Origin of the sequence: Enterobacter cloacae (assembly GCF_013375935.1) — a bacterium.
In the GTDB taxonomy this organism is placed as follows: Bacteria; Pseudomonadota; Gammaproteobacteria; order Enterobacterales; family Enterobacteriaceae; genus Enterobacter; species Enterobacter pasteurii.
This window is the reverse complement of sequence record NZ_CP056117.1, coordinates 499293-523941: the sequence shown is the minus strand read 5'-3', so window position 1 is coordinate 523941 and position 24649 is coordinate 499293. Positions and strand designations below refer to the sequence as shown.

Here is a 24649-nt window from a genome sequence, read left to right as displayed (position 1 = left end):
TGTTCTGTATCCCTGCGCCGGGTTAAAAACAGAGGAACGAACAGCATGATGTACGGGGCAATAAGCCATAACAAACACAGCGAGCGTGAACGGCCATAGTAGTTTATGCACCGCGTATTGCTTGAAATGACGGGCAGAAAGAACAGTAAAAACAGCAGAATCGCATAATCGCTTCGATAAGGGAGCCATAAGTAACACATAAACCAGGCAAGCTGGAACGCCATGATGCAGAGATACTGCCCTTTGCTGTCTTTGCCGTAGCAGTCAAACGCCTTTATGTAGCCCATCTTTATGCTTCGAAGAAAGAAACTTAGCATGTATTACGCTCACGATCGCGACGGTCAGGAGAGTGCTCGTCAGCAACGCCCCTAAAAAATAGCCGTAGGTAATGTCAGTAGCACCCGGGCCTAATGTATGCAATTTACTATATCCTCTATCTACTGCAACGAAAAGGGTATATAGCCCAATGTTAATACAGAACTGAAGCAGACAAGAAACTACGATATTTTTGGGTATTCTTTTTAAAAGAGTGAGTAACCCGTAAATGATACATGCTGACAAAGCGAAATAAAGGCCGTTAAATAAACTGGATACTAATGAGGGGGTGATTTCTTTAAATAGTAAATCATTGCTCCCGTAATACCATGCCAGATAATCAATATACGTGCTTCTGCCGAAGATAAAAGCGGCAATAATAAGGATGATTAAACTTACAATATGACTTTTATTACTCATAGTCTTGCTCCTTTTGAGAGCAGTTCTTTCATTGTTTTACTGGCTTCTAGCTGATCTTTGATTATGGCAAGATCACGCGTATTATGATTATATTTTGCAATAGCGGTTGGCGTACCTTTTCCACCATTATCCATAAAAAAGACAATATCCTTACGACCATAAAGTAGAACGTGTGGTATGGGATCACGGCCATAACTCACCGCCTGTGGCAGGGAGTGGATAGACTCTGTTGTGAGGAAACGAGGAATATTTTCAAGCTCAATATTGCCTAACGGTGTTGTGGCAACAAGGGAGCCGATAAAATCGGTGGTATACACTAGCGTTTCTGTATCTTTAGTCGTGACTTTTGAACCCGTAAGGTATTTTATCTGTTGCCAAAGGGTTATATCTTTAGGTGTAACCTTAACGCCATCCATGAACATGTCTTGCTTACGTTTTAGCTGAATGACAGTACGGTGTACCTGCGTTAAAGAGGGGCTGATTTCCCCAAAAGAAGGCATAAGGCCATCACGGGAATACAGCCGTTCAATGATAAAATAAATCCCAGTAGGACGGGCAACATCAATGTTAATGGATGACATAGTGAACCTGTGGAAGAGAAAGCTGTATGTATTATTAAAACAGTATGTTACTCATGACACATTCATTCAACTATTTCCCACCATTTATGATAGGGCTCTCTTCAGTTTTACTATTTACACTCCCAAAATTAAGATTATTCTTAGCGGGCCTGTCCTGCTTCTGATACCACAGTCGATACTTACGCTGTGCTCTTTGGAGAAGTTACGTGGGAAGTATCACAAAAAATGTGAAATGAATTTTTGTAATATTTTTAACGTCGAGCATGCTTCGTAATTTTTTCTCGTATATCTTTCTGCTGGTATGTGGCTGTTTTAAGAGCGCAACTTCATTCGCATCGTATGAATTATATTTTGTATGACTCTGGAGGAGTCGATGCGTATTATCAGGGGAAGCAGTGCCGGTATGGTCTTTCCTGATATTGTGATGAACGCGCTTCACCTTAAGCCAGGCGCCAGCCATAAAAAAGCCCCGACGCGCGGGGCTTAGCATCAGCGGTAAGAATTACTTCTTAGCAGCGCGTTCGAAAGACGCGATGATTTCTGCTTTCGCAGCTTCTGCGTTATCCCAACCTTCAACTTTAACCCATTTGCCTTTTTCGAGGTCTTTGTAGTGCTCGAAGAAGTGGGCGATCTGCGCTTTCAGCAGCTCTGGCAGGTCGTTCACATCTTTAATGTGATCGTACTCTTTGCTCAGCTTGGTGTGCGGTACGGCAACCAGCTTCGCATCTTCACCCGCTTCGTCGGTCATTTTCAGCACGCCAACCGGGCGGCAGCGAATGACGGAACCTGGCTGCAGTGGGTACGGCGTTGGGACCAGCACGTCAACCGGGTCACCGTCCAGAGACAGGGTGTGGTTGATGTAGCCGTAGTTGCATGGATAGAACATGGCGGTAGACATGAAACGGTCAACGAACAGCGCACCGGTGTCTTTGTCGATTTCGTATTTGATTGGATCTGCGTTGGCCGGGATTTCGATAACCACGTAGATGTCTTCTGGCAGTTCTTTACCCGCTGGGACGTTGAGTAAGCTCATGTCGGTGTCCTTTAAAATGGATGGTAAACAAGTGGCAAGTATTATAGCCAACTGGCGCTGAAAGTCTCCGCCTGTTTTCGTCTTCTCTCCCTCCTCCCGTCACTTTTCGGACCGATTCCATGACAGGATAATCCATAAACTCAGTCGCATTTTAAATGTTGAAATGAAAGCGATTACAAACTTGTGATTAACGTTTTATTCACTTTTCTGAAGTGTGATGTAACGCAATCCGTAACATATTCGATTGGCTATAGTTCAACCGCGGAACATCTTTTAACCAACAATAACCTACCCTACGAGGACGTTCATATGTGGAAGCGCTTACTTCTTGTTACAGCAGTTTCGGCAGCCATGTCGTCTATGGCGATGGCCGCACCGTTAACCGTTGGATTTTCGCAGGTCGGATCTGAATCCGGCTGGCGCGCCGCTGAAACTAACGTGGCGAAAAGTGAAGCTGAAAAACGCGGTATTACGCTGAAAATCGCCGATGGTCAGCAAAAGCAAGAGAACCAGATTAAAGCGGTACGCTCCTTTATCGCCCAGGGCGTGGATGCGATCTTTATCGCCCCGGTTGTCGCCACGGGCTGGGAGCCGGTTCTGAAGGAAGCCAAAGATGCTGAAATTCCAGTCTTCCTGCTTGACCGTTCCATCGACGTAAAAGACAAATCTCTCTATATGACCACCGTCACCGCAGATAACGTTCTCGAAGGCAAGCTGATTGGTGAATGGCTGATGAAGCAGGTGGATGGCAAGCCGTGTAACGTGGTTGAGCTGCAGGGCACCGTCGGCGCGAGCGTGGCTATCGACCGTAAGAAAGGCTTTGCGGAGGCTATCGCCAGCGCGCCAAATATTAAGATCGTCCGCTCTCAGTCCGGCGACTTCACCCGCAGCAAGGGCAAAGAGGTTATGGAGAGCTTCATCAAAGCTGAAAATAACGGCAAAAACATCTGCATGGTTTACGCCCACAACGACGACATGGCCATCGGCGCTATCCAGGCCATCAAAGAAGCGGGCCTGAAGCCGGGCAAAGATATTCTCACCGGCTCTATCGACGGCGTGCCGGACATCTATAAAGCGATGATTGACGGTGAAGCGAACGCCAGCGTCGAGCTGACGCCAAACATGGCGGGCCCGGCATTCGATGCGCTGGAGAAATTCAAGAAAGACGGCACGATGCCTGAAAAAGTGACGGTCACCAAATCCACGCTCTACCTGCCGGATACGGCGAAAGAAGAGTTAGAGAAGAAGAAAAATATGGGCTACTAAGCTCAGCCCCCTCACCCCAGCCCTCTCCCCGGAGGGGAGAGGGGGAAAGGCAGGGCGGAGCTGGATATTAACAGTTGGCACGATCAATCCCCTCTCCCCTCCGGGGAGAGGGTCAGGGTGAGGGGGAAAACCATGACCACTGAACAACACCAGGAAATCCTCCGCACAGAGGGCCTGAGTAAATTCTTCCCGGGCGTTAAGGCGCTGGATAACGTTGATTTTAGCCTGCGGCGCGGGGAGATCATGGCGTTGCTCGGCGAAAACGGCGCGGGGAAATCGACGCTGATCAAAGCCCTGACCGGGGTGTATCACGCCGATCGCGGCACCATCTGGCTGGAAGGCAACGCCATTTCGCCAAAAAATACTGCCCACGCGCAGCAGCTGGGGATCGGAACGGTCTACCAGGAAGTGAACCTGCTGCCGAACATGTCGGTGGCGGATAACCTGTTTATTGGCCGCGAGCCCAGGCGCTTTGGGCTGCTGCGCCGCAAGGAGATGGAAGCCCGCGCGGCGAAGCTGATGGAATCTTACGGCTTCTCCCTCGACGTGCGCGAGCCGCTGAACCGCTTTTCCGTGGCGATGCAGCAGATCGTCGCGATCTGCCGCGCTATCGATCTCTCGGCAAAAGTGCTGATCCTTGATGAACCCACCGCCAGCCTCGATACCCAGGAAGTGGAGATGCTTTTTACCCTGATGCGCCAGCTGCGCAATCAGGGCGTGAGCCTGATTTTCGTTACCCATTTTCTCGATCAGGTCTACGAGGTAAGCGATCGCATTACGGTGCTGCGCAACGGCAGCTTTGTTGGCTGCCGCGAAACCCGCGAGCTGCCGCAGATTGAGCTGGTTAAAATGATGCTGGGCCGGGAGCTGGAGGCCAACGCGCTCCAGCGCGCGGGCCGGACGCTGCTGAGCGAAAAACCGGTCGCCGCGTTTCACGACTACGGCAAAAAAGGCACTATCGCACCGTTTAACCTGGAGGTGCGCCCCGGTGAAATTGTGGGGCTGGCGGGGCTGTTAGGCTCTGGTCGCACCGAAACCGCCGAGGTGATCTTCGGGATCAAACCCGCCGACAGCGGAACGGCGCTGATCAAAGGCAAACCGCAAACGCTGCGTTCGCCGCATAAGGCGTCGTGTCAGGGAGTGGGCTTCTGCCCGGAAGACAGGAAAACGGACGGCATTATTGCGGCCGCCTCGGTGCGCGAAAATATTATTCTGGCCCTGCAGGCCCAGCGCGGCTGGCTGCGGCCGATCCCGCGTAAGGAGCAGAACGCCATTGCCGAGCGCTTTATCCGACAGCTCGGCATTCGTACCCCGAGCGCTGAGCAGCCCATCGAGTTTTTGTCGGGCGGCAACCAGCAGAAGGTGCTGCTTTCTCGCTGGCTGCTGACCAAACCGCAGTTCCTGATCCTCGACGAGCCAACGCGCGGCATCGACGTGGGCGCGCACGCCGAAATCATCCGGCTTATCGAAACGCTGTGCGCCGACGGCCTGGCGCTGCTGGTCATCTCGTCGGAGCTGGAGGAGCTGGTTGGCTATGCCGATCGCGTCATCATCATGCGCGATCGCAGGCAGGTGGCGGAGATCCCGCTGGATGAACTGTCCGTTCCGGCGATCATGAATGCCATCGCGGCGTAAGGAGTCACATGTGATGTCCCGTTCTCTTTCGCAAACCGGCGAAGCGAAGCGCCGCTTCAGCTGGCCGACCGGCACCCCGCAAATCGCGGCGCTGCTGCTGGTGCTGCTGGTGGATAGCCTGGTGGCTCCGCACTTCTTTCAGATCGTCGTGCAGGATGGCCGCCTGTTTGGCAGCCCTGTCGACATCTTAAACCGTGCCGCGCCCGTGGCGCTGCTGGCGATTGGGATGACGCTGGTGATTGCCACCGGCGGCATTGATCTTTCTGTTGGCGCCGTGATGGCGATAGCGGGCGCTACCGCCGCCTCGATGACCGTCGCCGGGCACAGCCTGCCGGTAGTCCTGCTCGCCGCGCTGGGCTCTGGAGTACTGGCCGGGCTGTGGAACGGCATTCTGGTCGCGGTTCTCAAGATCCAGCCGTTTGTCGCGACGTTGATTTTGATGGTGGCCGGACGCGGCGTGGCGCAGCTTATCACCTCCGGGCAGATCGTCACCTTTAACTCTCCGGGCCTGGCGTGGATCGGCAGCGGTAATTTTCTGTTCTTCCCGACGCCGGTGATTGTCGCCCTGGTAACGCTGGTGGTGTTCTGGCTTTTCACCCGCAAAACGGCGCTTGGCATGTTCATCGAAGCGGTCGGGATTAACATCCGGGCCGCGAAAAACGCCGGGGTAAATACACGGCTGATGGTGATGCTGACCTACGTGCTGAGCGGCGTCTGTGCCGCAATTGCCGGGGTGATTGTGGCGGCAGATATTCGCGGGGCGGATGCCAACAACGCCGGACTCTGGCTGGAGCTGGACGCGATCCTCGCGGTGGTTATCGGCGGCGGGTCGCTGATGGGCGGGCGTTTCAACCTCCTGCTCTCGGTGGTGGGGGCGCTGATTATTCAGGGCATGAACACCGGGATTTTGCTCTCCGGGTTCCAGCTGGAGCTTAATCAGGTCGTCAAGGCGGTCGTGGTGCTTATTGTACTTATCGTGCAGTCGCCGCGCTTTATCACTCTCATTAAGGGGATCCGCGGTCATGATAAAACGTAATTTACCGTTAACGATCACGCTGGGCGTGTTCGTGCTGGGTTACCTTTACTGCCTGACCCAGTTTCCGGGCTTTGCCTCAACGCGGGTGATTTGCAACATTCTGACCGATAACGCGTTTCTTGGGATTATCGCCGTCGGCATGACGTTTGTGATCCTCTCCGGTGGGATCGATCTCTCCGTCGGGTCGGTGATCGCCTTTACCGGCGTGTTCCTTGCCAAAGCGATTGGCTACTGGGGGATCTCGCCGCTGCTGGCCTTCCCGCTGGTGCTGGCTATGGGCTGCGCGTTCGGCGCCTTTATGGGGCTTTTAATCGACGCGCTGAAAATCCCGGCGTTTATCATCACCCTCGCCGGGATGTTCTTCCTGCGCGGCGTAAGCTATCTGGTGTCGGAGGAGTCGATTCCGATTAACCATCCTATCTACGACACGCTCTCCAGCCTGGCGTGGAAAATCCCCGGCGGCGGTCGGCTGAGCGCGATGGGGCTGCTGATGCTGGGCGTCGTGGCAATCGGCATCTTGCTTGCCCGCCGTACCCGGTTTGGTAATCAGGTTTACGCCATCGGCGGCAGCGCTACGTCAGCGAACCTGATGGGGGTGTCGACGCGCAGCACCACCATCCGCATCTACATGCTCTCGACCGGGCTGGCGACGCTGGCGGGTATCGTGTTCTCGATCTACACCCAGGCGGGCTATGCGCTGGCGGGGGTGGGCGTCGAGCTGGACGCGATTGCCTCGGTGGTGATTGGCGGCACGCTGCTCAGCGGCGGGGTGGGAACGGTGCTCGGCACGCTGTTTGGCGTGGCGATCCAGGGGCTGATCCAGACCTACATTAACTTCGACGGCACGCTCAGCTCCTGGTGGACCAAAATCGCCATCGGCATCCTGCTGTTTATTTTTATCGCGCTCCAGCGCGGCCTGACGGTGCTCTGGGAGAACCGCCAGAGCTCGCCTGTTACCCGTGTGAACACATCAGTAACAGAGCGATAACATGCTGAAAGTCTAAACAAATTCCGGTAGCGGCCGATACTCTTTCTTTATGCCCAGAAATATCTCGCTACCGGAAATAACATCATGCTTAAAACGCTATCGATTCGTACCGGCTTGCTCTCTTTACTGGCCGTTATGACCCTTCTGCTGCTGGCCGTCAGCGGCATCGGCATTTATGCCCTCACGCAAAGCTCCTCATCGCTCCAGCGCATCAACCATCTTCAGGGGGAACAGATGGTGCAGCTGAACGCTGGCTACACCCTGATCCTGCGCGCGCGCAACGAAGCGGGGCAGGCCGTCCGCATGATGGAGATCGGCATGCTGGACGATGCTGCAAAAGCGGTCAAAACCATTAATCAGGAAGTGGCGCAGGCGCGGAAAACGCTGCAGGGCACGATCGACGGTGGCGTAGCGGATGAACGGGGACAAACGCTGCTGGATAACGTGGCCGCGAGCCTGGCGGCCTATAACAAGCAGGGTATTGACCCGATGCTGAAAGCCCTGAACGAGCAAAGCGCGGACAGCTATTACGATCTGCTGGAAAATAAGCTGATCCCTGTGGCGAAGCGGTTTGATAACGACATGCAGGCGTTCCAGGCGTGGAGCGAGGCGCGCGGCAAAGCGGAAGTGAGCGCCGTGCAGGCGAGCAAAACGCGGGTGCTTATCCTGATCGTTGTCGCGGCGCTGCTGACGGCGGGCATTATCGTGCTGGCCTGGCTGGCGCTGCGCCACATGCTGCTCAGGCCGCTTTCTGCCTCGATTGCCCAGCTGGAGCACGTAGCGGCCGGAGATTTAACCCACGCGCTGAACGCCCCGGCGAGCCAGGAGTTTAATCGCCTTAACGCGGCGATCGAAGCGATGCGCCGGTCGCTGATGGACTCGGTGCTGCGCGTGCGCGACGCCAGCTCGCAGATTGATACCGGCAGCCGCGAGCTGACGGCGGGAAACCGGGATCTTGCCGTACGCACGGAATCCACCGCCACCTCGCTGGAGCAGACCGCCGCCAGCATGGAAGAGATCACCGCCACGGTGAAACTCAACGCCGACAACGCCGGGCAGGCGCACCAGCTGGCGAAGTCGGTATCCAATACCGCCGATCGCGGCAGTGAAATGGTGTGCTACGTGATTGAGAAGATGCGCGATATTTCCGGCAGCTCGGCGCGCATCGCCGACATCCTGAGCGTGATTGACGGCATCGCGTTCCAGACCAACATTCTGGCGCTGAACGCCTCCGTTGAAGCGGCGCGCGCGGGCGAGCAGGGGCGCGGTTTCGCGGTCGTGGCGGGCGAAGTGCGTAACCTCGCCAGCCGCAGCGCCGACGCCGCAAAAGAGATCCGCTCGCTTATCAGCGATTCGCAGACCCACGTGAACGAAGGCAGCGAGCTGGCGCAGCAGGCCGGCGAGACGATGGACGAGATCGCCACCGAAGTGCTGCGAATGACAAAGCTGATGCGTGAAATTGCGACCGCGTCTCAGGAGCAGAGCCGGGGTATTGAGCAGGTGAATATTGCCGTCAATCAGATGGATGAAACCGCCCAGCAAAACGCGGCGCTGGTGCAGCAATCTACCGCCGCCACGCGCTCGCTGGAAGCGCAGTCGCGCGAGCTGATGGAAGCCATGGCCTCTTTCAGGCTCACGGCGCAATCGGCATAACGAAAAAGGGGAGCCTTCCCGGCTCCCCTGTTGGCGTATTACGCGTCCGGGTATTCGCGGATCATACGTTCTACGTCATCAACCATATGGTCATTGCCGACGAAGAACGAACGGCGCTGGTGCAGGCTTTCCGGCACGATATCCAGAATACGCTCTTTACCGTCGCTCGCCTTGCCGCCCGCCTGTTCGGCCAGGAACGCCATCGGGTTGCATTCATACAGCAGACGCAGCTTCCCGTCCGGGTGGCTTGCGGTGCTTGGGTAAAGGTAAATGCCGCCCTTCAGCAGGTTACGGTGGAAATCCGCCACCAGCGAGCCGATATAGCGGGAGGTGTACGGGCGCTGGGTAGCCTTATCTTCTTCCTGGCAGAATTTGATGTATTTCTTCACGCCGTTCGGGAATCTGATGTAGTTGCCTTCGTTGATGGAGTAGGTGTTGCCCTTCTCCGGGAAGCGCATACGCTCCTGGCTCAGACAGAAGACGCCCAGCGACGGATCGTAGGTAAAGGCGTGAACGCCGCAGCCGGTGGTGTACACCAGCATGGTGGACGAGCCATATACCACGTAACCGGCCGCGACCTGATTGCTGCCCGGTTGCAGGAAGTCTTCTTCCGTCACCGGCGTGCCAACAGGCGTGACGCGGCGGTAGATAGAGAAAATGGTACCGACAGAAACGTTAACGTCGATGTTGGAGGAGCCGTCCAGGGGATCCATCAGAACAACGTATTTTGCGTGTTCACACCCTTCGAAAACGACGATTTCATCTTCTTCTTCAGAGGCGATACCCGCAACGATGTCGCGCGCGCGCAGTGCTGCTTTTAGTTTTTCATTGGCGAACAGGTCGAGTTTCTGCTGAACCTCACCCTGAACGTTCTCGGCACCGCTGGCACCCAGGATATCGACCAGACCGGCCTTGTTGATATCACGGTGGATGATCTTAGCGCCCAGCTTTATTGCCGACAGCAAAGCAGTGAGCTCACCCGTAGCATGAGAGAACTCGTGCTGCTTTTCGACAATAAATTCACCTAACGTTTTCATAACACTTTCCCTGCATCTTATGTTGAGTAAAGCGGTTGATGTCCAACAATCTTAACAAACATTCAAATATTAGCGCAGAGGTGAATCGCGCCAGCAAAATACGGATTTACCTGAAATGCGTTTCACAGCCGCTGACATGCGGGTAAAATGTGCGCCACATTGAAGAAGGATAGTGACGTATGCGCATTCATATATTGGGGATTTGTGGCACTTTCATGGGCGGACTGGCAATGCTGGCGCGCTCGCTGGGCCATGAAGTGACGGGTTCGGACGCCAATGTGTATCCGCCGATGAGCACGCTGCTGGAGAAGCAGGGTATCTCTCTGATTCGGGGATATGACGCCAGCCAGCTGGAGCCGCAGCCGGATCTGGTGATCGTGGGTAACGCCATGACCCGTGGAAATCCATGCGTTGAGGCGGTGCTGGAACGCAATATTCCGTACATGTCTGGCCCGCAGTGGCTGCATGATTTCGTCCTGCGCGACCGCTGGGTTATCGCCGTTGCCGGTACGCACGGCAAAACCACTACCGCCGGAATGGCGACCTGGATCCTCGAAGCCTGCGGCTACAAGCCGGGCTTTGTGATCGGCGGCGTGCCGGGGAATTTCGACGTCTCCGCGCGTCTGGGTGACAGCCCGTTCTTTGTGATAGAAGCGGACGAATACGACTGCGCATTCTTCGACAAGCGTTCCAAATTTGTGCATTACTGCCCGCGCACGCTGATCCTCAACAACCTTGAGTTCGATCACGCTGACATCTTTGACGACCTGAAGGCGATTCAGAAACAGTTCCACCATCTGGTGCGTATTGTTCCAGGTCAGGGGCGCATCATCCTGCCGGAGAACGACATCAACCTGAAGCAGACCATGGCGATGGGATGCTGGAGCGAGCAGGAGCTGGTGGGCGAGCAGGGCCACTGGCAGGCGAAAAAGCTCAACGCGGATGCATCCGAGTGGGAAGTGCTGCTCGACGGTGAGAAAGTGGGTGAGGTGAAGTGGAGCCTGGTGGGCGAGCACAACATGCACAACGGCCTGATGGCGATCGCTGCGGCGCGTCATGTGGGCGTACTGCCTGCGGATGCCGCCAATGCGCTGGGGACGTTTATCAACGCCCGCCGCCGTCTGGAGCTGCGCGGCGAAGCCCACGGCGTGACGGTGTATGACGATTTCGCGCACCACCCAACCGCTATTCTGGCGACGCTTGCGGCGTTACGCGGCAAGGTTGGCGGCACCGCGCGCATTCTGGCCGTGCTGGAACCGCGTTCAAACACCATGAAAATGGGTATCTGCAAGGACGATCTCGCGCCGTCCCTGGGGCGTGCCGACGAAGTCTTCCTGCTGCAGCCGCAGCATATTCCGTGGCAGGTGGCTGAAGTGGCCGACGCCTGCATTCAGCCTGCGCACTGGAGTGCGGACGTGGATGTATTAGCGGATATGGTGGTGAAAGCGGCACAGCCTGGCGATCACATTCTGGTGATGAGCAACGGCGGGTTTGGTGGTATTCATCAGAAACTGCTGGACGGTCTGGCGAAGAAAGCGGAAGCGGTAGCAGAGTAAGCCCCTCACCCCAGCCCTCTCCCCTGTACGGTCCGGGGACATCGTGAACACTTGTTCGGGGACATGGTAGACACTTACAACTAAGGCATAAGAACCCGCTTATGGAGTCGCTTATGCCCTGGGATGCGAGAGATACCATGTCATTACGTACCGAGTTTGTTTTGTTCGCCTCGCAGGACGGGGCGAACATCCGTTCCCTCTGCCGTCACTTTGGCATTTCACCTGCCACCGGCTACAAGTGGCTTCACCGCTGGGCGGAGGAAGGGGCCGCGGGCCTTCAGGACCGCCCGCGCATACCGCACCATTCCCCGAACCGCTCATCTGACGACATCACTGCCCTGCTGCGTATGGCCCATAACCGCCATCAACGCTGGGGCGCGCGCAAGATAAAGCACTGGCTGGAAGACCAGGGGCACACTATGCCCGCCTTCAGCACCGTTCATAACCTGATGGCCCGCCATGGTCTGCTGCCGGGCACTTCACCGGGCATTCCCGTCACGGGACGGTTCGAACATGACGCGCCGAACCGGCTCTGGCAGATGGATTTTAAGGGCCACTTTCCCTTTGGCGGGGGCCGCTGCCATCCGCTCACCCTGCTGGACGACCACTCCCGTTTTTCCCTGTGCCTGGCGCACTGTACCGATGAACGGCGCGAGACCGTGCAGCAGCAGCTGGTCAGCGTGTTTGAACGCTACGGCCTGCCGGACCGGATGACGATGGATAACGGCTCACCGTGGGGAGACACCACCGGCACCTGGACGGCGCTGGAGCTGTGGCTGATGCGTCTGGGTATCCGGGTGGGGCACTCCCGGCCGTATCATCCGCAGACACAGGGCAAGCTGGAGCGTTTTCACCGCAGCCTGAAGGCAGAGGTGCTGCAGGGGAAGTGGTTCGCGAGCGGGGGCGAACTGCAGCGCGCCTTCGACCACTGGCGGACGGTCTATAACCTTGAACGCCCGCATGAGGCGCTGGACATGGCGGTACCGGGCTCGCGGTATAAGCCGTCTGCACGGCAGTACAGCGGCAACACACCGCCCCCGGAATACGACGAGGGCGTGATGGTCAGGAAAGTGGATATCAGCGGAAGGCTGAGCGTGAAAGGGGTAAGTCTGAGCGCAGGCAAGGCGTTCAGGGGAGAACGGGTCGGGCTGAAGGAGATGCAGGAAGACGGCCGCTACGAGGTGTGGTGGTACAGCACGAAAGTGGGGGTGATCGACCTGAAGAAAAAGTCGATCACCATGGGTAAAGGATGTTAAAAAGTGTTCACCATGTCCCCGAACACCTGTCTACCATGTCCCCGGACCGTACACCCCAAAGGGGAGAGGCTGTTCAATTCCCTTCTCCCCTTTGGGGTGAGGGAAACATATTATTCGCCGTTCTCGGACAGCTCGCGCAGATACTGGAAAATCAGACGCGCAGACTTCGGCGGCTTATTCCCTTCTTTCTCTTTCTTCGCGTTACGGATAAGCGAACGCAGCTGCTGGCGGTCGGCATCCGGCCACAGGTTCAGCACTTCAGGTACGGCGTCATCGCCCTGTTCAATCAGACGATCGCGGATCTGCTCCAGCTTATGGAACAGCGCAACCTGCTGGTTGTGGCGGTTTTTCAGCTTGTCCAGCGCCTGACGGATCGGCTCAACGTCGCGCTGACGCAGCAGTTTACCGATAAGCTGAAGCTGGCGGCGACGCCCTTCTTTCTTGATTTTTTGTGCCAGTTCAATGGCATCACGCAGATCCTGGTCGAGCGGGATCTTATCCAGCGCGTTTTTACCCAGATCGACCATCTCTGCGCCAAGCTGTTTTAACTCTTCGGCGTCACGTTTAATTTCACTTTTACTGACCCAGATGATCTCATCATCTTCGTCTTCGATGTCATCACCGGGAACGTCGTCGAGCCAGTCTTCGGGCTGCTTAGTCATGTCAGGCTCCTTAAAAAAAGAGGCTAATGTTACCAGTTAAGACGCGCACTGAAAAACGGTTCTCTGTTAGACTTCACTTAACTCTCTCTTACAGTATGGCATTTGCGATGAAAGTAACCTCACAAGTTGAAGCGCAGCGTAAGATCCTGGAAGAAGCCGTCTCCACCGCGCTGACGCTCGCTTCAGGTAAATCAGATGGCGCCGAAGTGGCGGTCAGCAAAACCACCGGCATTAGCGTGAGCACCCGCTATGGCGAAGTGGAGAATGTAGAATTCAACAGCGATGGCGCGCTGGGGATCACCGTTTATCACCAGAATCGCAAAGGCAGCGCCTCGTCTACCGATCTCAGCCCGGATGCCATCGCCCGTACGGTGCAGGCGGCGCTGGATATCGCCCGTTACACCTCCCCGGATCCTTACGCTGGCGTGGCCGATAAAGAGCTGCTGGCGTTTGATGCCCCGGATCTCGATCTTTTCCACCCGGCGGAAGTGACCCCGGATGAAGCCATCGAGCTGGCCGCACGCGCCGAACAGGCGTCTTTGCAGGCGGATAAACGCATCACCAATACCGAAGGCGGCAGCTTCAACAGCCACTACGGCATCAAAGTCTTCGGCAACTCACATGGCATGCTGCAGGGCTACTGCTCTACCCGTCACTCGCTTTCCAGCTGCGTGATCGCCGAAGAGAACGGCGACATGGAGCGTGATTACGCCTATACCATCGGCCGCGCGCTGGGGGATTTGCAGTCTCCGGAGTGGGTGGGTAAAGAGTGTGCCGAACGCACGCTGTCACGCCTGTCGCCGCGTAAGCTTTCCACCATGAAGGCCCCGGTGATCTTTGCCAACGAAGTGGCGACCGGCCTGTTTGGCCATCTGGTGGGCGCTATCGCGGGCGGCTCGGTGTACCGTAAATCGACCTTCCTGCTCGACTCGCTGGGCAAGCAGATCCTGCCGGAATGGCTGACCATCGAAGAGCATCCGCACCTGCTGAAAGGGCTGGCCTCCACGCCGTTCGACAGCGAAGGCGTTCGCACCGAACGTCGCGACATTGTTAAGGACGGTATTCTGACCCAGTGGCTGCTGACCAACTACTCCGCGCGCAAGCTGGGGCTGAAAAGCACCGGTCACGCGGGCGGCATCCACAACTGGCGCATTGCCGGCCAGGGCCTGAGCTTTGAGCAGATGCTGAAAGAGATGGGCACCGGCCTGGTGGTGACCGAGCTGATGGGGCAGGGCGTAAGCGGCATCACCGGCGACTACTCGCGCGGCGCGGCGGGCTTCTGGGTGGAAAACGGCGAAATTCAGTATCCGGTGAGCGAAATCACCATCGCGGGTAACCTGAAGGGCATGTGGCGCAACATCGTTACGGTCGGTAACGATATTGAAACACGCAGCAATATACAGTGTGGTTCAGTTCTTCTGCCCGAAATGAAAATTGCGGGTCAATAAAGATAGCGTTTTGTTAATAATAAAAAAGGAAGTGAGCAATGCGTAAACACCTGTTAGCGATCGTCGCGGCTTCAACGCTGGTTCTTGGCTCGTCCGCGTTTGCTGCCGATCTCGAAGACAATATGGATATTCTCAGCGAAAACCTGAAGGTTGTGCAGAAAACGGACAATGCGGCGGACATGAAAGACGCCCTGACCAAAATGCGCGAAGCGGCGCTGGACGCGCAAAAGGCGACGCCGCCGAAGCTGGAAAGCAAAGCGGCGGACAGCGCCGAGATGAAAGACTACCGTCACGGTTTTGACGTGCTGGTCGGCCAGATCGACGGTGCGCTGAAGCTGGCTAACGAAGGCAAGGTGAAGGAAGCCCAGGCGGCAGCGGAGCAGTTTGCCACCACGCGCAATACCTATCACAAAAAATATCGTTAATTGGGTGCCTGAGCTGTACGTCCTTTCCCGTATGCGGGGGCGCAGTTAGCGCCCCCGCATCTTTGCTCCCTACTTGCCGGAGCGACACTCCATCCGCGCTGTCACTTCAAGCGAGCCGTTTCGAAAACGGATCTCGCACAGTGTTTTCCTCGTCACCAGCGTTAAGATGATTATTGTCAAAGAAATAATCATCAAAACCCCGATACTTGGGTTTCTGCGTTTCATGGATGCCTCCTTGCTTCAAAGCGGGCGAGGTAGCGAACTCCACGGTCGTGACGTGTCGTTTCGAGCCCCCGCCCTGATTTTTTATCAGGCGGGGCTTTCCACTTTCCGTCCCATGCCTGAGACGGTCAGTCTCAAGCACCCGCCGCCACTCTAGCGGATCCCCATAAGAAAACCTTATCCACGTCACATTTCTACGAGTCGGCTCGTAATCTTTTCCACTTCGCTGACCTGTCCATTGCCGCGTAATAGCGTGATATTCATCACGCAAATACAGCGTTTTATCCAGATTCACCGCATTTATGTGGCACAGATCACTGCCGCTGCTCGCCTTTCCACTTTGAAGTGGAAAACAACTCGCTACAAACCCTTCCCTCCCAACGTTAGTTTTATTCCAGAGCCATTAACGGGGTAAGACGAGTGATTAACGGAGCGGTAATGAACGACGTTGGGGAACAGGCGGTGCAGACTGAACAGCTCGCGAACACCATGCTACAGCAGGTTTATGCCCTGCTGGCCCGGCACAACATCATCCCCAATGCAGTACAGGAGCAGATGCTGACCTCCCACGTTCGCGCAATGGCGCACCGGTCCGTGACCGGCGAGCCGTTGCCGGAGGTTGAAGCAGAGCTGTTCGACGAAATTTCACCCGATTCAATGCGGCTCGCCCGTGAAGTGGTGGCGCAGTTTGGCAACCTTCCTGATGAAGAGGCCTGGCTGCTCTCCGTTCACTTCGAAGTCGCGAAAGACAACCTTTAAGGAGCAACACATGGAACAGATTACAGTCGTGATTGGCGATCGCCTGGGCAAAGGTCAGAAAGTGGCTGCCGGCGTGGAGAAAGCCGGTGGGCGCGCGGTTGTCGTACCGGGCATGGCCGCGGACATGAAGCTGGGTGACGTAATGAAGGCGGAAAACGCCACCTTCGGTATCTCGTTCTGCGGCAGCGGCGGCGCGGGCGCCATCACCGCCCAGACCAAATACGGCTACAAGGCTAAGTACGGCATGCGTTCCGTGGATGAGGGCGTGACCGCCATCAACGAAGGCTGCAACGTGCTGGGCTTTGGCTTTATGGATAAAGAAGAGCTGGGCGAGCGTCTGGTGCAGGCGTGGCAGAAGAAATACGGCGCATAAGCATGAAAGAACAGTTCACAACCACGGTGAGGGTGAAGGGGAAGGGCGACGCCAAAGCGCGCGCCTTTGCCGACGCGCTCAACCACGTTCAGGCCGCGGTGATGAAAGCCTCACCGCATATCTTACTGCGTATTGAGCCACAGGATGTGCAGGTCGTTCAGGCGCAAGAAGCGGTGCGAAAAGAAGCCTTTCTGTTCTTCTTTTTGCGCCGGGAAAGACGCACCTACAGCGTGGAGCTGGATGTGACCGTCAACGTGACCGCCATCAATCTCGACCAGGTGGACTTCGTCACGCAACGCTGATTATTCATAAAAGGGCAGACTGATGTTCTTAATTATATTAATAAAATCGCTCATCATTGGCGGCCTGGTTGGCGTCGGTGTTGGAGCCGGGGCTGCACGCATGTTTCATGCGCCTACCACTCAGGGTATGGGCGCGTTTCGTACGTTGGGGGAGCTGAACTCCTGCGAAGGGGATCCGGCGTCCCACTTCTCCTTTGGGTTAGGCTTCTTCTTTAACGCCTGGGCCTCTTCCGTGGCCGCTGGCGCCTTCACACAGGACGTTGACCACCGCATCATCCCAAACTGGGGTGCTGCCGCACTGATGATCAAAAACCGTAACGTCGGCGAAACGCTGCACGATCCCCGCAAAATGGCGATTGCCTGCGGCATCATCGGCATGATTGTCGTGACCTTCCTGAACCTTACCGCCTCCTCCGTTCCGGCCGCGCTTCAGGTCACCGCCGTGAAGGTGCTGGTGCCGGCGGCGAACCTGCTGGTGAACACCGTAATGCCGGTGATCTTCTGGCTGGCGGCCATCGACGCGGGTAAAAAATCGGGCTTCTGGGCCACCATCTTCGGCGGCGCGGCGCAGCTGATTATGGGTAACGCCGTACCGGGCCTGGTGCTGGGGATCCTGATCGGTAAAGGCGTGGAAGAGAGCGGCTGGAACCACGTTACCAAGGTGATGATGGCGGCCATCGTTCTGCTGTTCGTGCTGAGCGGCTTCTTCCGCGGCTTCGACATGAAGATGATCGAATCCTTCCATCTGACGGTGCCGAACTGGCTCGACATGATCCACAACTCGCTCAGCGGTAAATAACAGGAGCCTCCAATGGAACAGAATAAAGGTTTTTGGTATGCCGACTGGTCGTTCCCGATCTTCGTTGGCCTGCTCTCCTCCGGCGTGTTTGCCGGGACGCACATGTACTACCTCTACGGCATCGGCGCGTTTAACGAAGTGGCCTTCGTGGCGATGCTGAAGGCGGGGATTGATACCGGCGTGTACGGCGCGGTGGCCGCGTTCGGCGCGAGCTTCCTGTTCGCCCGTATTATCGAAGGCTCGCTGGTGGGGATCCTCGACATCGGCGGGGCGATCCAGACCGGCGTGGGGCTTGGCGTGCCGGCGCTGCTGCTGGGTGCGGGGATCATGTTCCCGGTGACCAACTTCATTGCCTCGCTGATTACCGGCCTGGTGATTGGCCTGGCGATTGGCTACGTCATCATCCTGGCGCGTAAGTTCACCATCAACCAGAGTAACTCTACCTACGGTGCAGACGTGATGATGGGCGCGGGCAACGCTTCCGGCCGCTTCCTCGGTCCGCTGATTATCCTCAGCGCCATGACGGCCTCCATTCCTATCGGCGTCGGCTCCCTGGTGGGTGCGCTGCTGTTCTACATCTGGCAGAAGCCGATCACCGGTGGCGCCATCCTCGGCGCAATGATTTTGGGCTGGCTGTTCCCGGTCGCCCTTTAATACCCGCGGGCGCTCCGGCGCCCGATTTATCAGGAGAACCTTATGTTTGATTTACTCCTGCGCCGTGCGCGCCTTGCCGACGATACCCTGACCGATATCGCCATTCAGGACGGGAAGATCGCCGCGACAGGCGAAATTGACGCTCCCGCCCGCAAAACGGTTGAGCTTAACGGTAACGTGTTCGTCAGCGCGGGCTGGATTGACTCCCACGTTCACTGCTACCCGAACTCCCCCATTTACCACGACGAGCCGGACAGCGTCGGCATTGCCACCGGCGTCACCACCGTGGTGGACGCGGGCAGTACCGGTGCCGACGACGTGGACGATTTCTATGAAATTACCCGCAAAGCCTCAACCGAGGTGTTTGCCCTGCTGAATATCTCCCGCGTGGGGCTGATTGCCCAGAACGAGCTGGCCAATATGGCGAATATTGATGCCGATGCCGTAAAGCAGGCGGTGAAGCGCCATCCTGATTTTATCGTCGGCCTGAAGGCGCGCATGAGCAGCAGCGTGGTGGGGGAAAACGGTATTACCCCGCTGGAGCGCGCGAAGGCCATTCAGAAAGAGAACGGCGGCCTGCCGCTGATGGTGCACATCGGCAACAATCCGCCGAACCTCGACGAAATTGCCGAGCTGTTAAGCTCCGGCGACATCATTACCCACTGCTACAACGGCAAGCCAAACCGCATTCTGACGCCCTCCGGCGAGCTGCGCGCCTCCATCACCTCCGCCCTGAAGCGCGGCGTGCGCCTGGACGTTGGCCACGGTACGGCGAGCTTCAGCTTTGAGGTGGCGAAACGCGCCATCGCGATGGGCATTCTGCCGCACACCATCAGCTCGGATATCTACTGCCGCAACCGCATTAACGGCCCGGTCGGCTCGCTTTCGAGCGTGATGTCAAAATTCCTCGCCATCGGCATGTCGTTGCCGCAGGTGATTGACTGCGTCACCGCGAACGCCGCCGACGGCCTGCGCCTGACGCGCAAAGGACGTATCGAGCCCGGCCTCGACGCCGACCTGACGCTGTTCACCGTTAAGCGCCAGCCGACGGTGCTGACGGATGCTGAAAACGACAGCCTGCAGGCTGAACACATTCTGGTGCCGCTTGCCGCGATCCGCGCGGGCAAGGGCTACATGACCGAACAAGGGAGCACGGAACATGCCTTCGATTTATGAGAAGTACCACTTAAAGCAGGTTATTAACACCTCTGGCCGCATGACGGCGCTGGGCGTCTCCACGCCGCGCCCGGAGGTGGTGCAGGCGGCGATGGACGGCATGAATCACTACTTCGAGATGAAGGATCTGGTTAACAAAACCGGGGAATACATCGCGAAGCTGCTGGACGTGGAGGGCGCGACGGTGGTCTCCTGCGCGTCGGCGGGAATTGCCCAGTCCGTGGCGGCAGTGCTGGTGAAGGACAGCGACTGGCTGCTGGAAAACCTGCACGTCACCCCGATTGAAAACAACGAGATCGTGCTGCCGAAAGGCCACAACGTAAACTTCGGCGCGCCGGTGGGCACCATGGTGGCGCTGGGCGGCGGCAGGCTGGTGGAGGCAGGCTACGCCAACGAATGCTCTGCCGATCAGCTGGCGGCGGCGATCACCCCGCGCACCGCGGCGATCCTCTACATCAAATCGCACCACTGCGTGCAGAAAAGCATGCTCAGCGTTGAGCAGGCGGCGGTCGTGGCGCGTAAGCACGACCTGCCCCTGATCGTCGATGCCGCAGCGGAAGAAGATCTGCACGCGTACTACCGCTCCGGCGCTTCTCTTGTTATCTACAGCGGCGCGAAGGCGATTGAAGGGCCAACCAGCGGGCTGGTGATCGGCAAAACTCAATATGTTGAATGGGTGAAGCGTCAGACGGCGGGCATTGGCCGCGCCATGAAGGTGGGTAAAGAGGGCATCCTTGGCCTGACCTGCGCCATCGAACACTACCTGACGGCAACCAAAGAGAGCGGGGCGGAGATGGTGGCAAAAATGACGCCGTTTACCGACGCGCTCAACACCCTGAACGGCGTCACGGCGAGCGTGGTCTGGGACAGCGCCGGTCGCGACATTGCGCGCACCGAGATTAAGTTTGACGAAGCGACCACCGGCGTCGGCACCGGCGAGCTTGTCGCGCAGCTGAAGCAGGGTGAATACGCCATTTACTTCCGTGGCTACAAGGCCAACGAAGGGATCATCGAAGCGGACGTGCGCAGCGTGAGCGCTGACCAGCTGAACATCGTGTACCGCCGCATTAGCGAAGTATTAGGACAGGAGAAAAAAGCATGAAACTGACCCCCAATTTTTACCGTGACCGCGTCTGCCTGAACGTGCTGGCAGGCTCGAAAGCCAACGCCAGCGCCATTTACGAGGCGGCGGAAGGCCATGTGCTGGTGGGCGTGCTCTCCAAAAACTATCCGGACGTGGCGAGCGCGGTCGCTGATATGCGTGAGTACGCGGCGCTGATTGATAATGCGCTCTCCGTAGGGCTGGGCGCGGGCGATCCGAACCAGTCGGCGATGGTGAGCGAAATCTCCCGCCAGGTTCAGCCGCAGCACGTCAACCAGGTTTTCACTGGCGTGGCCACCAGCCGCGCGCTGCTGGGGCAGAATGAGTCCGTGGTCAACGGACTGGTCTCACCGACCGGCACCGTCGGGATGGTGAAAATCTCCACCGGCCCGCTGAGCAGCGCGGCACCGGACGGCATTGTGCCGGTTGAAACGGCGATTGCCCTGCTGAAGGATTTCGGCGGCAGCTCGATCAAATACTTCCCGATGGGCGGCCTCAAGTGTCGCGACGAGTATAAAGCGGTGGCGGAAGCCTGCGCCCGACACGACTTCTGGCTGGAGCCGACCGGGGGAATCGATCTGGATAACTTCGAGGCGATCCTGCAGATCGCGCTGGACGCGGGCGTGAGCAAAATCATTCCGCATATCTACAGCTCGATTATCGACAAAGACAGCGGCGATACGCGTCCGGAAGACGTGCGTACGCTGCTTGCGATGACGAAGAAGCTGGTAAAGTAAAACAAAACCTTACCCCTCACCCCAGCCCTCTCCCCAAAGGGGAGAGGGTGTAATCGTCCCCTCTCCCCTTTGGGGAGAGGGTTAGGGTGAGGGGAAACACGCCGCACAACCCCAAAGGAGCCACCATGCACACCCAAAACCTGCTTGTCGCTTCACTCTCGTTGCTTGCCACTGCCGCTATCGCCCAGCCGCAGTACGCCTGGGTTGGCACCTATAACCCCAACGGCGAGGGGCTGTACCGCTTTACCGTCGACCCGAACACCGGCGCGCTCGGCGATAAAACGCTGGTGAGCAGGCTCCCGAACGCGGCGCAGCTGACCGTCTCTCACGACGGCAAAACGCTGTATCTGGCAAGCGAGGTGGAGCAGGGCGTGGTGCAGGCGCTGCGCGTGGGCGATAACGGCGAGCTGAGCGAGCTGAATCAGGTCTCCTCCGGCGGTGCGGGGCCGGTGTACCTGTCGCTAACGCCGAACGGCCAGCACCTGCTGGTGGCGAACTACGTCAGCGGATCGATCGCGGTGCTGCCCGTCAACGCAGACGGCAGCCTGGGTGAGGCCACGGACACGCATCAGGATCGGGGCGAACCGGGGGCGGCGAAGCCGGAAGCTGCCGTTGAGGGCAGCTTTGCCATCAGCGATCATAACGGCCCCCACGCGCACATGATCGCCGCCGATCCGAGCGGGAAGTATGTGTTTTCTACCGATCTGGGGCTGGATCGCATCTACCAGTACCGCTTTGACGATCGAAGCGGCAAGCTGACGCCGAACGATCCGCCGTTTATCAGCGCCTCCTCAAAAGGTGCCGGGCCGCGCCACTTTGTCTTTACGCCGAAGGGAGACGCCCTGTGGCTGATTAATGAAGAAGCCTCTACGCTCACCCATTATGCGCTGGACAGCAGCGGCAGGCTCAAAGAAGGTAAAACGGTTTCAGCCCTGCCGGACGGTTACAGGGGCACCAGTTTTGCCGCCGGGCTGGCGTTAAGCGCCGATGGTAAACAGCTGTATGTCGCTAACCGTTTGCATAACAGCATCGGGCACTTTACCGTAACGGCGGAGGGGACGCTGACGCACCAGGACGATGTCTGGACGCGCGGTGACTATCCGCGAACCCTGACGCTCGATAAGCAGGGGCGCTGGCTGTACGTCATGAACCAGCGCAGCGACAACATTACCCGCTTCCGCGTGGCGCAGGACGGCAGGCTGAGCGTTGAGCCAGACTATACCCCGGTCGGCAGCCCATCCCAGATGGTTATTTCACCCTGAGCAGTAAGAGGACGACGACGTGCGATTTCCGAACCAACGTTTAGCGCAACTTTTCGATCTGTTGCAAAACGAGACGCTGCCGCAGGACGAGCTGGCGCAGCGGCTGTCGGTCTCCACGCGAACCGTCCGGGCGGATATCACCGCCCTGAACGCGCTGCTGGCGAGCCACGGCGCGCAGTTCATTCTGAGCCGCGGTAACGGCTATCAGCTTAAAATTGATGATGCTGAACGTTACCAGCAGCTGCAGGCATCGCACCCGCGCGCGCTGCGCATTCCGCGAACCGGGCCGGAGCGCGTGCACTATCTGGTGGTGCGTTTTCTGACCTCGGCGTTTTCCCTTAAGCTGGAGGACCTGGCGGACGAGTGGTTTGTCAGCCGCGCCACGTTGCAGAGCGACATGGTGGAGGTACGCGAGTGGTTCCACCGTTACAACCTGACGCTGGAAACCCGCCCGCGCCACGGCATGAAGCTGTTTGGCCGCGAGATGGCGATCCGCGCCTGCCTGACCGACCTCCTGTGGGAGCTGGCGCAGCAGGACAGCCTGAACCCGCTGGTTACCGAGGTAGCGCTCAACGCGGGCGTGGCGGAAAAGATGGTGCCCGTACTTCACGACGCGCTGACCCGCCATCACATTCGCCTGACCGACGAAGGCGAGCTGTTCCTGCGCCTGTACTGCGCGGTGTCGGTGCGGCGCATCAGCGAAGGTTACCCGCTGCCGGAATTTCATGCAGAAGACGTGGAGGACAACGTGCGCGAGGCGGCGAAAGCTATCGCGGCGTCCATCCAGCAGCTGGCGGACAAAGCGCTTTCACCTTCGGAAGAGAGCTGGCTGTGCGTGCACATTGCGGCGCGGCAGATCCAGGAGATCGCCCCCAGCGCGATTAACGCCGACGACGATGAGGCGCTGGTCAACTACATCCTGCGCTACATCAATACCCACTATAACTACAACCTGCTCAGCGACGAACAGCTGCACGCGGATCTGCTCACGCACATCAAAACCATGATCACCCGCGTGCGGTATCAAATCATGATCCCCAATCCGCTGCTGGATAACATCAAGCAGCACTATCCGATGGCGTGGGACATGACCCTCGCGGCCGTGTCGAGCTGGGGGAAATATACCCCGTACGCGATCAGCGAAAACGAGATTGGCTTCCTGGTGCTGCACATCGGCGTCGGGCTGGAGCGTCACTACAACATCGGCTACCAGCGCCAGCCGCGGGTGCTGCTGGTGTGCGACGCCGGAAACGCGATGGTGCGGATGATCGAGGCGGTGCTCCAGCGTAAATACCCGCAGATTGAGATCGCGCGGACGCTCACCCTGCGCGAGTACGAGCAGGCGGATACCGTCGGCGAAGACTTTGTTATTTCCACCGCCCGCGTGAGCGAGAAATCCAAACCGGTGGTGACGATCGCGCCGTTCCCGACCGACTATCAGCTGGAGCAGATCGGCAAGCTGGTGCTGGTGGACAGAACCCGTCCGTGGATGCTGGAGAAATACTTCGACGCGGCCCATTTCCGCATTATCGACAAGCCCGTCGACCAGCAAACCCTGTTCCGCGAACTGTGCGAGCAGCTCGAACGCGAGGGCTTTGTCGGGGCGGAGTTTCTGGATTCGGTCATCGAGCGTGAGGCCATCGTCAGCACCATGCTTGGCGACGGCATCGCGCTGCCGCACTCCCTCGGCCTGCTGGCGCAAAAAACGGTGGTCTACACGGTGCTGGCGCCGCAGGGCATTCAGTGGGGAGATGAAACAGCCCATGTGATTTTCCTGCTTGCGATTAGCAGGAGTGAATACGAAGAGGCGATGGCCATTTACGACATCTTCGTCACCTTCCTGCGTGAACGCGCGATGGCGCGCCTGTGCCAGTGCGAGGATTTTGCGGCGTTTAAGGCTGAGGCCGTGGAGAGTTTGAGCCGGTTTTGAGAAAAAAGCGGATAGAGGCTAT

25 protein-coding genes are annotated in these 24649 nt (G+C 57.7%); 19 read left to right on the top strand and 6 right to left on the bottom strand.

The window, feature by feature from the left end:
* Nucleotides 1-264: 264 nt before the first annotated feature.
* The 3 genes from HWQ14_RS02405 to ppa form a co-directional block, all read right to left on the bottom strand.
* Entirely contained in the window at nt 265-735 is a 471-nt protein-coding gene (locus HWQ14_RS02405) for a hypothetical protein (protein ID WP_176608877.1), read from the bottom strand.
* Nucleotides 732-1316 carry a hypothetical protein gene (locus tag HWQ14_RS02400; RefSeq protein WP_176608876.1) on the bottom strand — a complete coding sequence of 195 codons (585 nt, stop codon included), beginning with the start codon at nt 1314-1316 and terminating at the stop codon, nt 732-734. Before HWQ14_RS02400 ends, HWQ14_RS02405 begins: the two co-directional genes overlap by 4 nt.
* A gap of 502 nt (nt 1317-1818) precedes the next feature.
* Nucleotides 1819-2349 (bottom strand): inorganic diphosphatase, encoded by a 531-nt coding sequence (gene ppa / locus HWQ14_RS02395; RefSeq protein ID WP_006810347.1) that lies wholly within the window; start codon nt 2347-2349, stop codon nt 1819-1821.
* 309 nt (nt 2350-2658) lie between these two features.
* On the opposite strand from ppa, the gene ytfQ reads away from it, so the two are divergent.
* The 5 genes from ytfQ to HWQ14_RS02370 all read left to right on the top strand — a co-directional run bounded on the left by ytfQ (nt 2659) and on the right by HWQ14_RS02370 (nt 8927).
* The gene (gene ytfQ, locus HWQ14_RS02390) at nt 2659-3615 is read left to right on the top strand and encodes a galactofuranose ABC transporter substrate-binding protein YtfQ (protein WP_176608875.1); all 957 of its coding nucleotides are present in this window, start codon (nt 2659-2661) and stop codon (nt 3613-3615) included.
* A 132-nt stretch (nt 3616-3747) separates the two neighbouring features.
* A complete protein-coding gene (ytfR, locus tag HWQ14_RS02385; protein WP_176608874.1) occupies nt 3748-5250 on the top strand; it encodes a galactofuranose ABC transporter, ATP-binding protein YtfR in 1503 nt (500 codons plus the stop codon).
* Between the two features lie 10 nt (nt 5251-5260).
* Entirely contained in the window at nt 5261-6286 is a 1026-nt protein-coding gene (gene ytfT / locus HWQ14_RS02380) for a galactofuranose ABC transporter, ATP-binding protein YtfT (RefSeq protein WP_176608873.1), read from the top strand.
* Nucleotides 6273-7274 carry a galactofuranose ABC transporter, permease protein YjfF gene (yjfF, locus tag HWQ14_RS02375; protein ID WP_176608872.1) on the top strand — a complete coding sequence of 334 codons (1002 nt, stop codon included), beginning with the start codon at nt 6273-6275 and terminating at the stop codon, nt 7272-7274. The genes ytfT and yjfF overlap by 14 nt, the downstream gene beginning before the upstream one ends.
* Before the next feature lie 84 nt (nt 7275-7358).
* Nucleotides 7359-8927 (top strand): methyl-accepting chemotaxis protein, encoded by a 1569-nt coding sequence (locus tag HWQ14_RS02370; protein ID WP_176608871.1) that lies wholly within the window; start codon nt 7359-7361, stop codon nt 8925-8927.
* A gap of 38 nt (nt 8928-8965) precedes the next feature.
* Here the strand turns inward: HWQ14_RS02370 and fbp are convergent, their stop codons facing one another.
* Entirely contained in the window at nt 8966-9964 is a 999-nt protein-coding gene (gene fbp / locus HWQ14_RS02365) for a class 1 fructose-bisphosphatase (protein ID WP_148421940.1), read from the bottom strand.
* Between the two features lie 179 nt (nt 9965-10143).
* Between fbp and mpl the strand changes: the two genes are divergently transcribed.
* Both mpl and HWQ14_RS02355 read left to right on the top strand, forming a co-directional pair.
* Nucleotides 10144-11520: a UDP-N-acetylmuramate:L-alanyl-gamma-D-glutamyl-meso-diaminopimelate ligase gene (gene mpl, locus HWQ14_RS02360; RefSeq protein ID WP_176608870.1), complete on the top strand. Its 1377-nt coding sequence runs from the start codon at nt 10144-10146 to the stop codon at nt 11518-11520.
* A gap of 113 nt (nt 11521-11633) precedes the next feature.
* Nucleotides 11634-12776, top strand: coding sequence for an IS481 family transposase (locus HWQ14_RS02355; RefSeq protein ID WP_432418029.1), 1143 nt, complete (start codon nt 11634-11636; stop codon nt 12774-12776).
* A 110-nt stretch (nt 12777-12886) separates the two neighbouring features.
* Here HWQ14_RS02355 and yjgA read toward each other — a convergent pair whose 3' ends face one another.
* Nucleotides 12887-13438, bottom strand: coding sequence for a ribosome biogenesis factor YjgA (gene yjgA / locus HWQ14_RS02350; RefSeq protein ID WP_148421944.1), 552 nt, complete (start codon nt 13436-13438; stop codon nt 12887-12889).
* A 95-nt stretch (nt 13439-13533) separates the two neighbouring features.
* On the opposite strand from yjgA, the gene pmbA reads away from it, so the two are divergent.
* Both pmbA and cybC read left to right on the top strand, forming a co-directional pair.
* Nucleotides 13534-14886: a metalloprotease PmbA gene (pmbA, locus tag HWQ14_RS02345; RefSeq protein WP_176608868.1), complete on the top strand. Its 1353-nt coding sequence runs from the start codon at nt 13534-13536 to the stop codon at nt 14884-14886.
* A 38-nt stretch (nt 14887-14924) separates the two neighbouring features.
* On the top strand, nt 14925-15311 hold the full coding sequence (gene cybC / locus HWQ14_RS02340) for a cytochrome b562 (RefSeq protein WP_148421948.1): 387 nt from the start codon (nt 14925-14927) through the stop codon (nt 15309-15311).
* Nucleotides 15312-15380: 69 nt separating this feature from the next.
* Here the strand turns inward: cybC and HWQ14_RS02335 are convergent, their stop codons facing one another.
* The gene (locus HWQ14_RS02335) at nt 15381-15503 is read right to left on the bottom strand and encodes a Hok/Gef family protein (RefSeq protein ID WP_230372849.1); all 123 of its coding nucleotides are present in this window, start codon (nt 15501-15503) and stop codon (nt 15381-15383) included.
* A gap of 450 nt (nt 15504-15953) precedes the next feature.
* On the opposite strand from HWQ14_RS02335, the gene HWQ14_RS02330 reads away from it, so the two are divergent.
* From HWQ14_RS02330 to HWQ14_RS02285, 10 genes are all read left to right on the top strand, one after another.
* A complete protein-coding gene (locus HWQ14_RS02330; protein WP_086527803.1) occupies nt 15954-16292 on the top strand; it encodes a glycine dehydrogenase in 339 nt (112 codons plus the stop codon).
* Between the two features lie 10 nt (nt 16293-16302).
* Nucleotides 16303-16665, top strand: coding sequence for an SFCGS family glycine-rich protein (locus HWQ14_RS02325; protein ID WP_006810339.1), 363 nt, complete (start codon nt 16303-16305; stop codon nt 16663-16665).
* Nucleotides 16666-16667: 2 nt separating this feature from the next.
* On the top strand, nt 16668-16967 hold the full coding sequence (locus HWQ14_RS02320) for a DUF4312 family protein (protein WP_006810338.1): 300 nt from the start codon (nt 16668-16670) through the stop codon (nt 16965-16967).
* A 22-nt stretch (nt 16968-16989) separates the two neighbouring features.
* Nucleotides 16990-17766 (top strand): DUF4311 domain-containing protein, encoded by a 777-nt coding sequence (locus HWQ14_RS02315; RefSeq protein WP_006810337.1) that lies wholly within the window; start codon nt 16990-16992, stop codon nt 17764-17766.
* Nucleotides 17767-17778: 12 nt separating this feature from the next.
* Nucleotides 17779-18420: a DUF4310 family protein gene (locus tag HWQ14_RS02310; RefSeq protein WP_003856081.1), complete on the top strand. Its 642-nt coding sequence runs from the start codon at nt 17779-17781 to the stop codon at nt 18418-18420.
* A 42-nt stretch (nt 18421-18462) separates the two neighbouring features.
* Nucleotides 18463-19596 (top strand): amidohydrolase/deacetylase family metallohydrolase, encoded by a 1134-nt coding sequence (locus tag HWQ14_RS02305; RefSeq protein WP_176608867.1) that lies wholly within the window; start codon nt 18463-18465, stop codon nt 19594-19596.
* Nucleotides 19580-20698 carry a DgaE family pyridoxal phosphate-dependent ammonia lyase gene (locus HWQ14_RS02300; protein ID WP_176608866.1) on the top strand — a complete coding sequence of 373 codons (1119 nt, stop codon included), beginning with the start codon at nt 19580-19582 and terminating at the stop codon, nt 20696-20698. The genes HWQ14_RS02305 and HWQ14_RS02300 overlap by 17 nt, the downstream gene beginning before the upstream one ends.
* Nucleotides 20695-21435 (top strand): 2-dehydro-3-deoxy-phosphogluconate aldolase, encoded by a 741-nt coding sequence (dagF, locus tag HWQ14_RS02295; protein WP_176608865.1) that lies wholly within the window; start codon nt 20695-20697, stop codon nt 21433-21435. The genes HWQ14_RS02300 and dagF overlap by 4 nt, the downstream gene beginning before the upstream one ends.
* 125 nt (nt 21436-21560) lie before the next feature.
* Nucleotides 21561-22697, top strand: a complete 1137-nt coding sequence (locus HWQ14_RS02290) for a lactonase family protein (RefSeq protein ID WP_176608864.1) — start codon at nt 21561-21563, stop codon at nt 22695-22697.
* Nucleotides 22698-22716: 19 nt separating this feature from the next.
* Nucleotides 22717-24627 (top strand): BglG family transcription antiterminator, encoded by a 1911-nt coding sequence (locus tag HWQ14_RS02285; RefSeq protein ID WP_176608863.1) that lies wholly within the window; start codon nt 22717-22719, stop codon nt 24625-24627.
* The last annotated feature ends 22 nt before the right edge of the window (nt 24628-24649 follow it).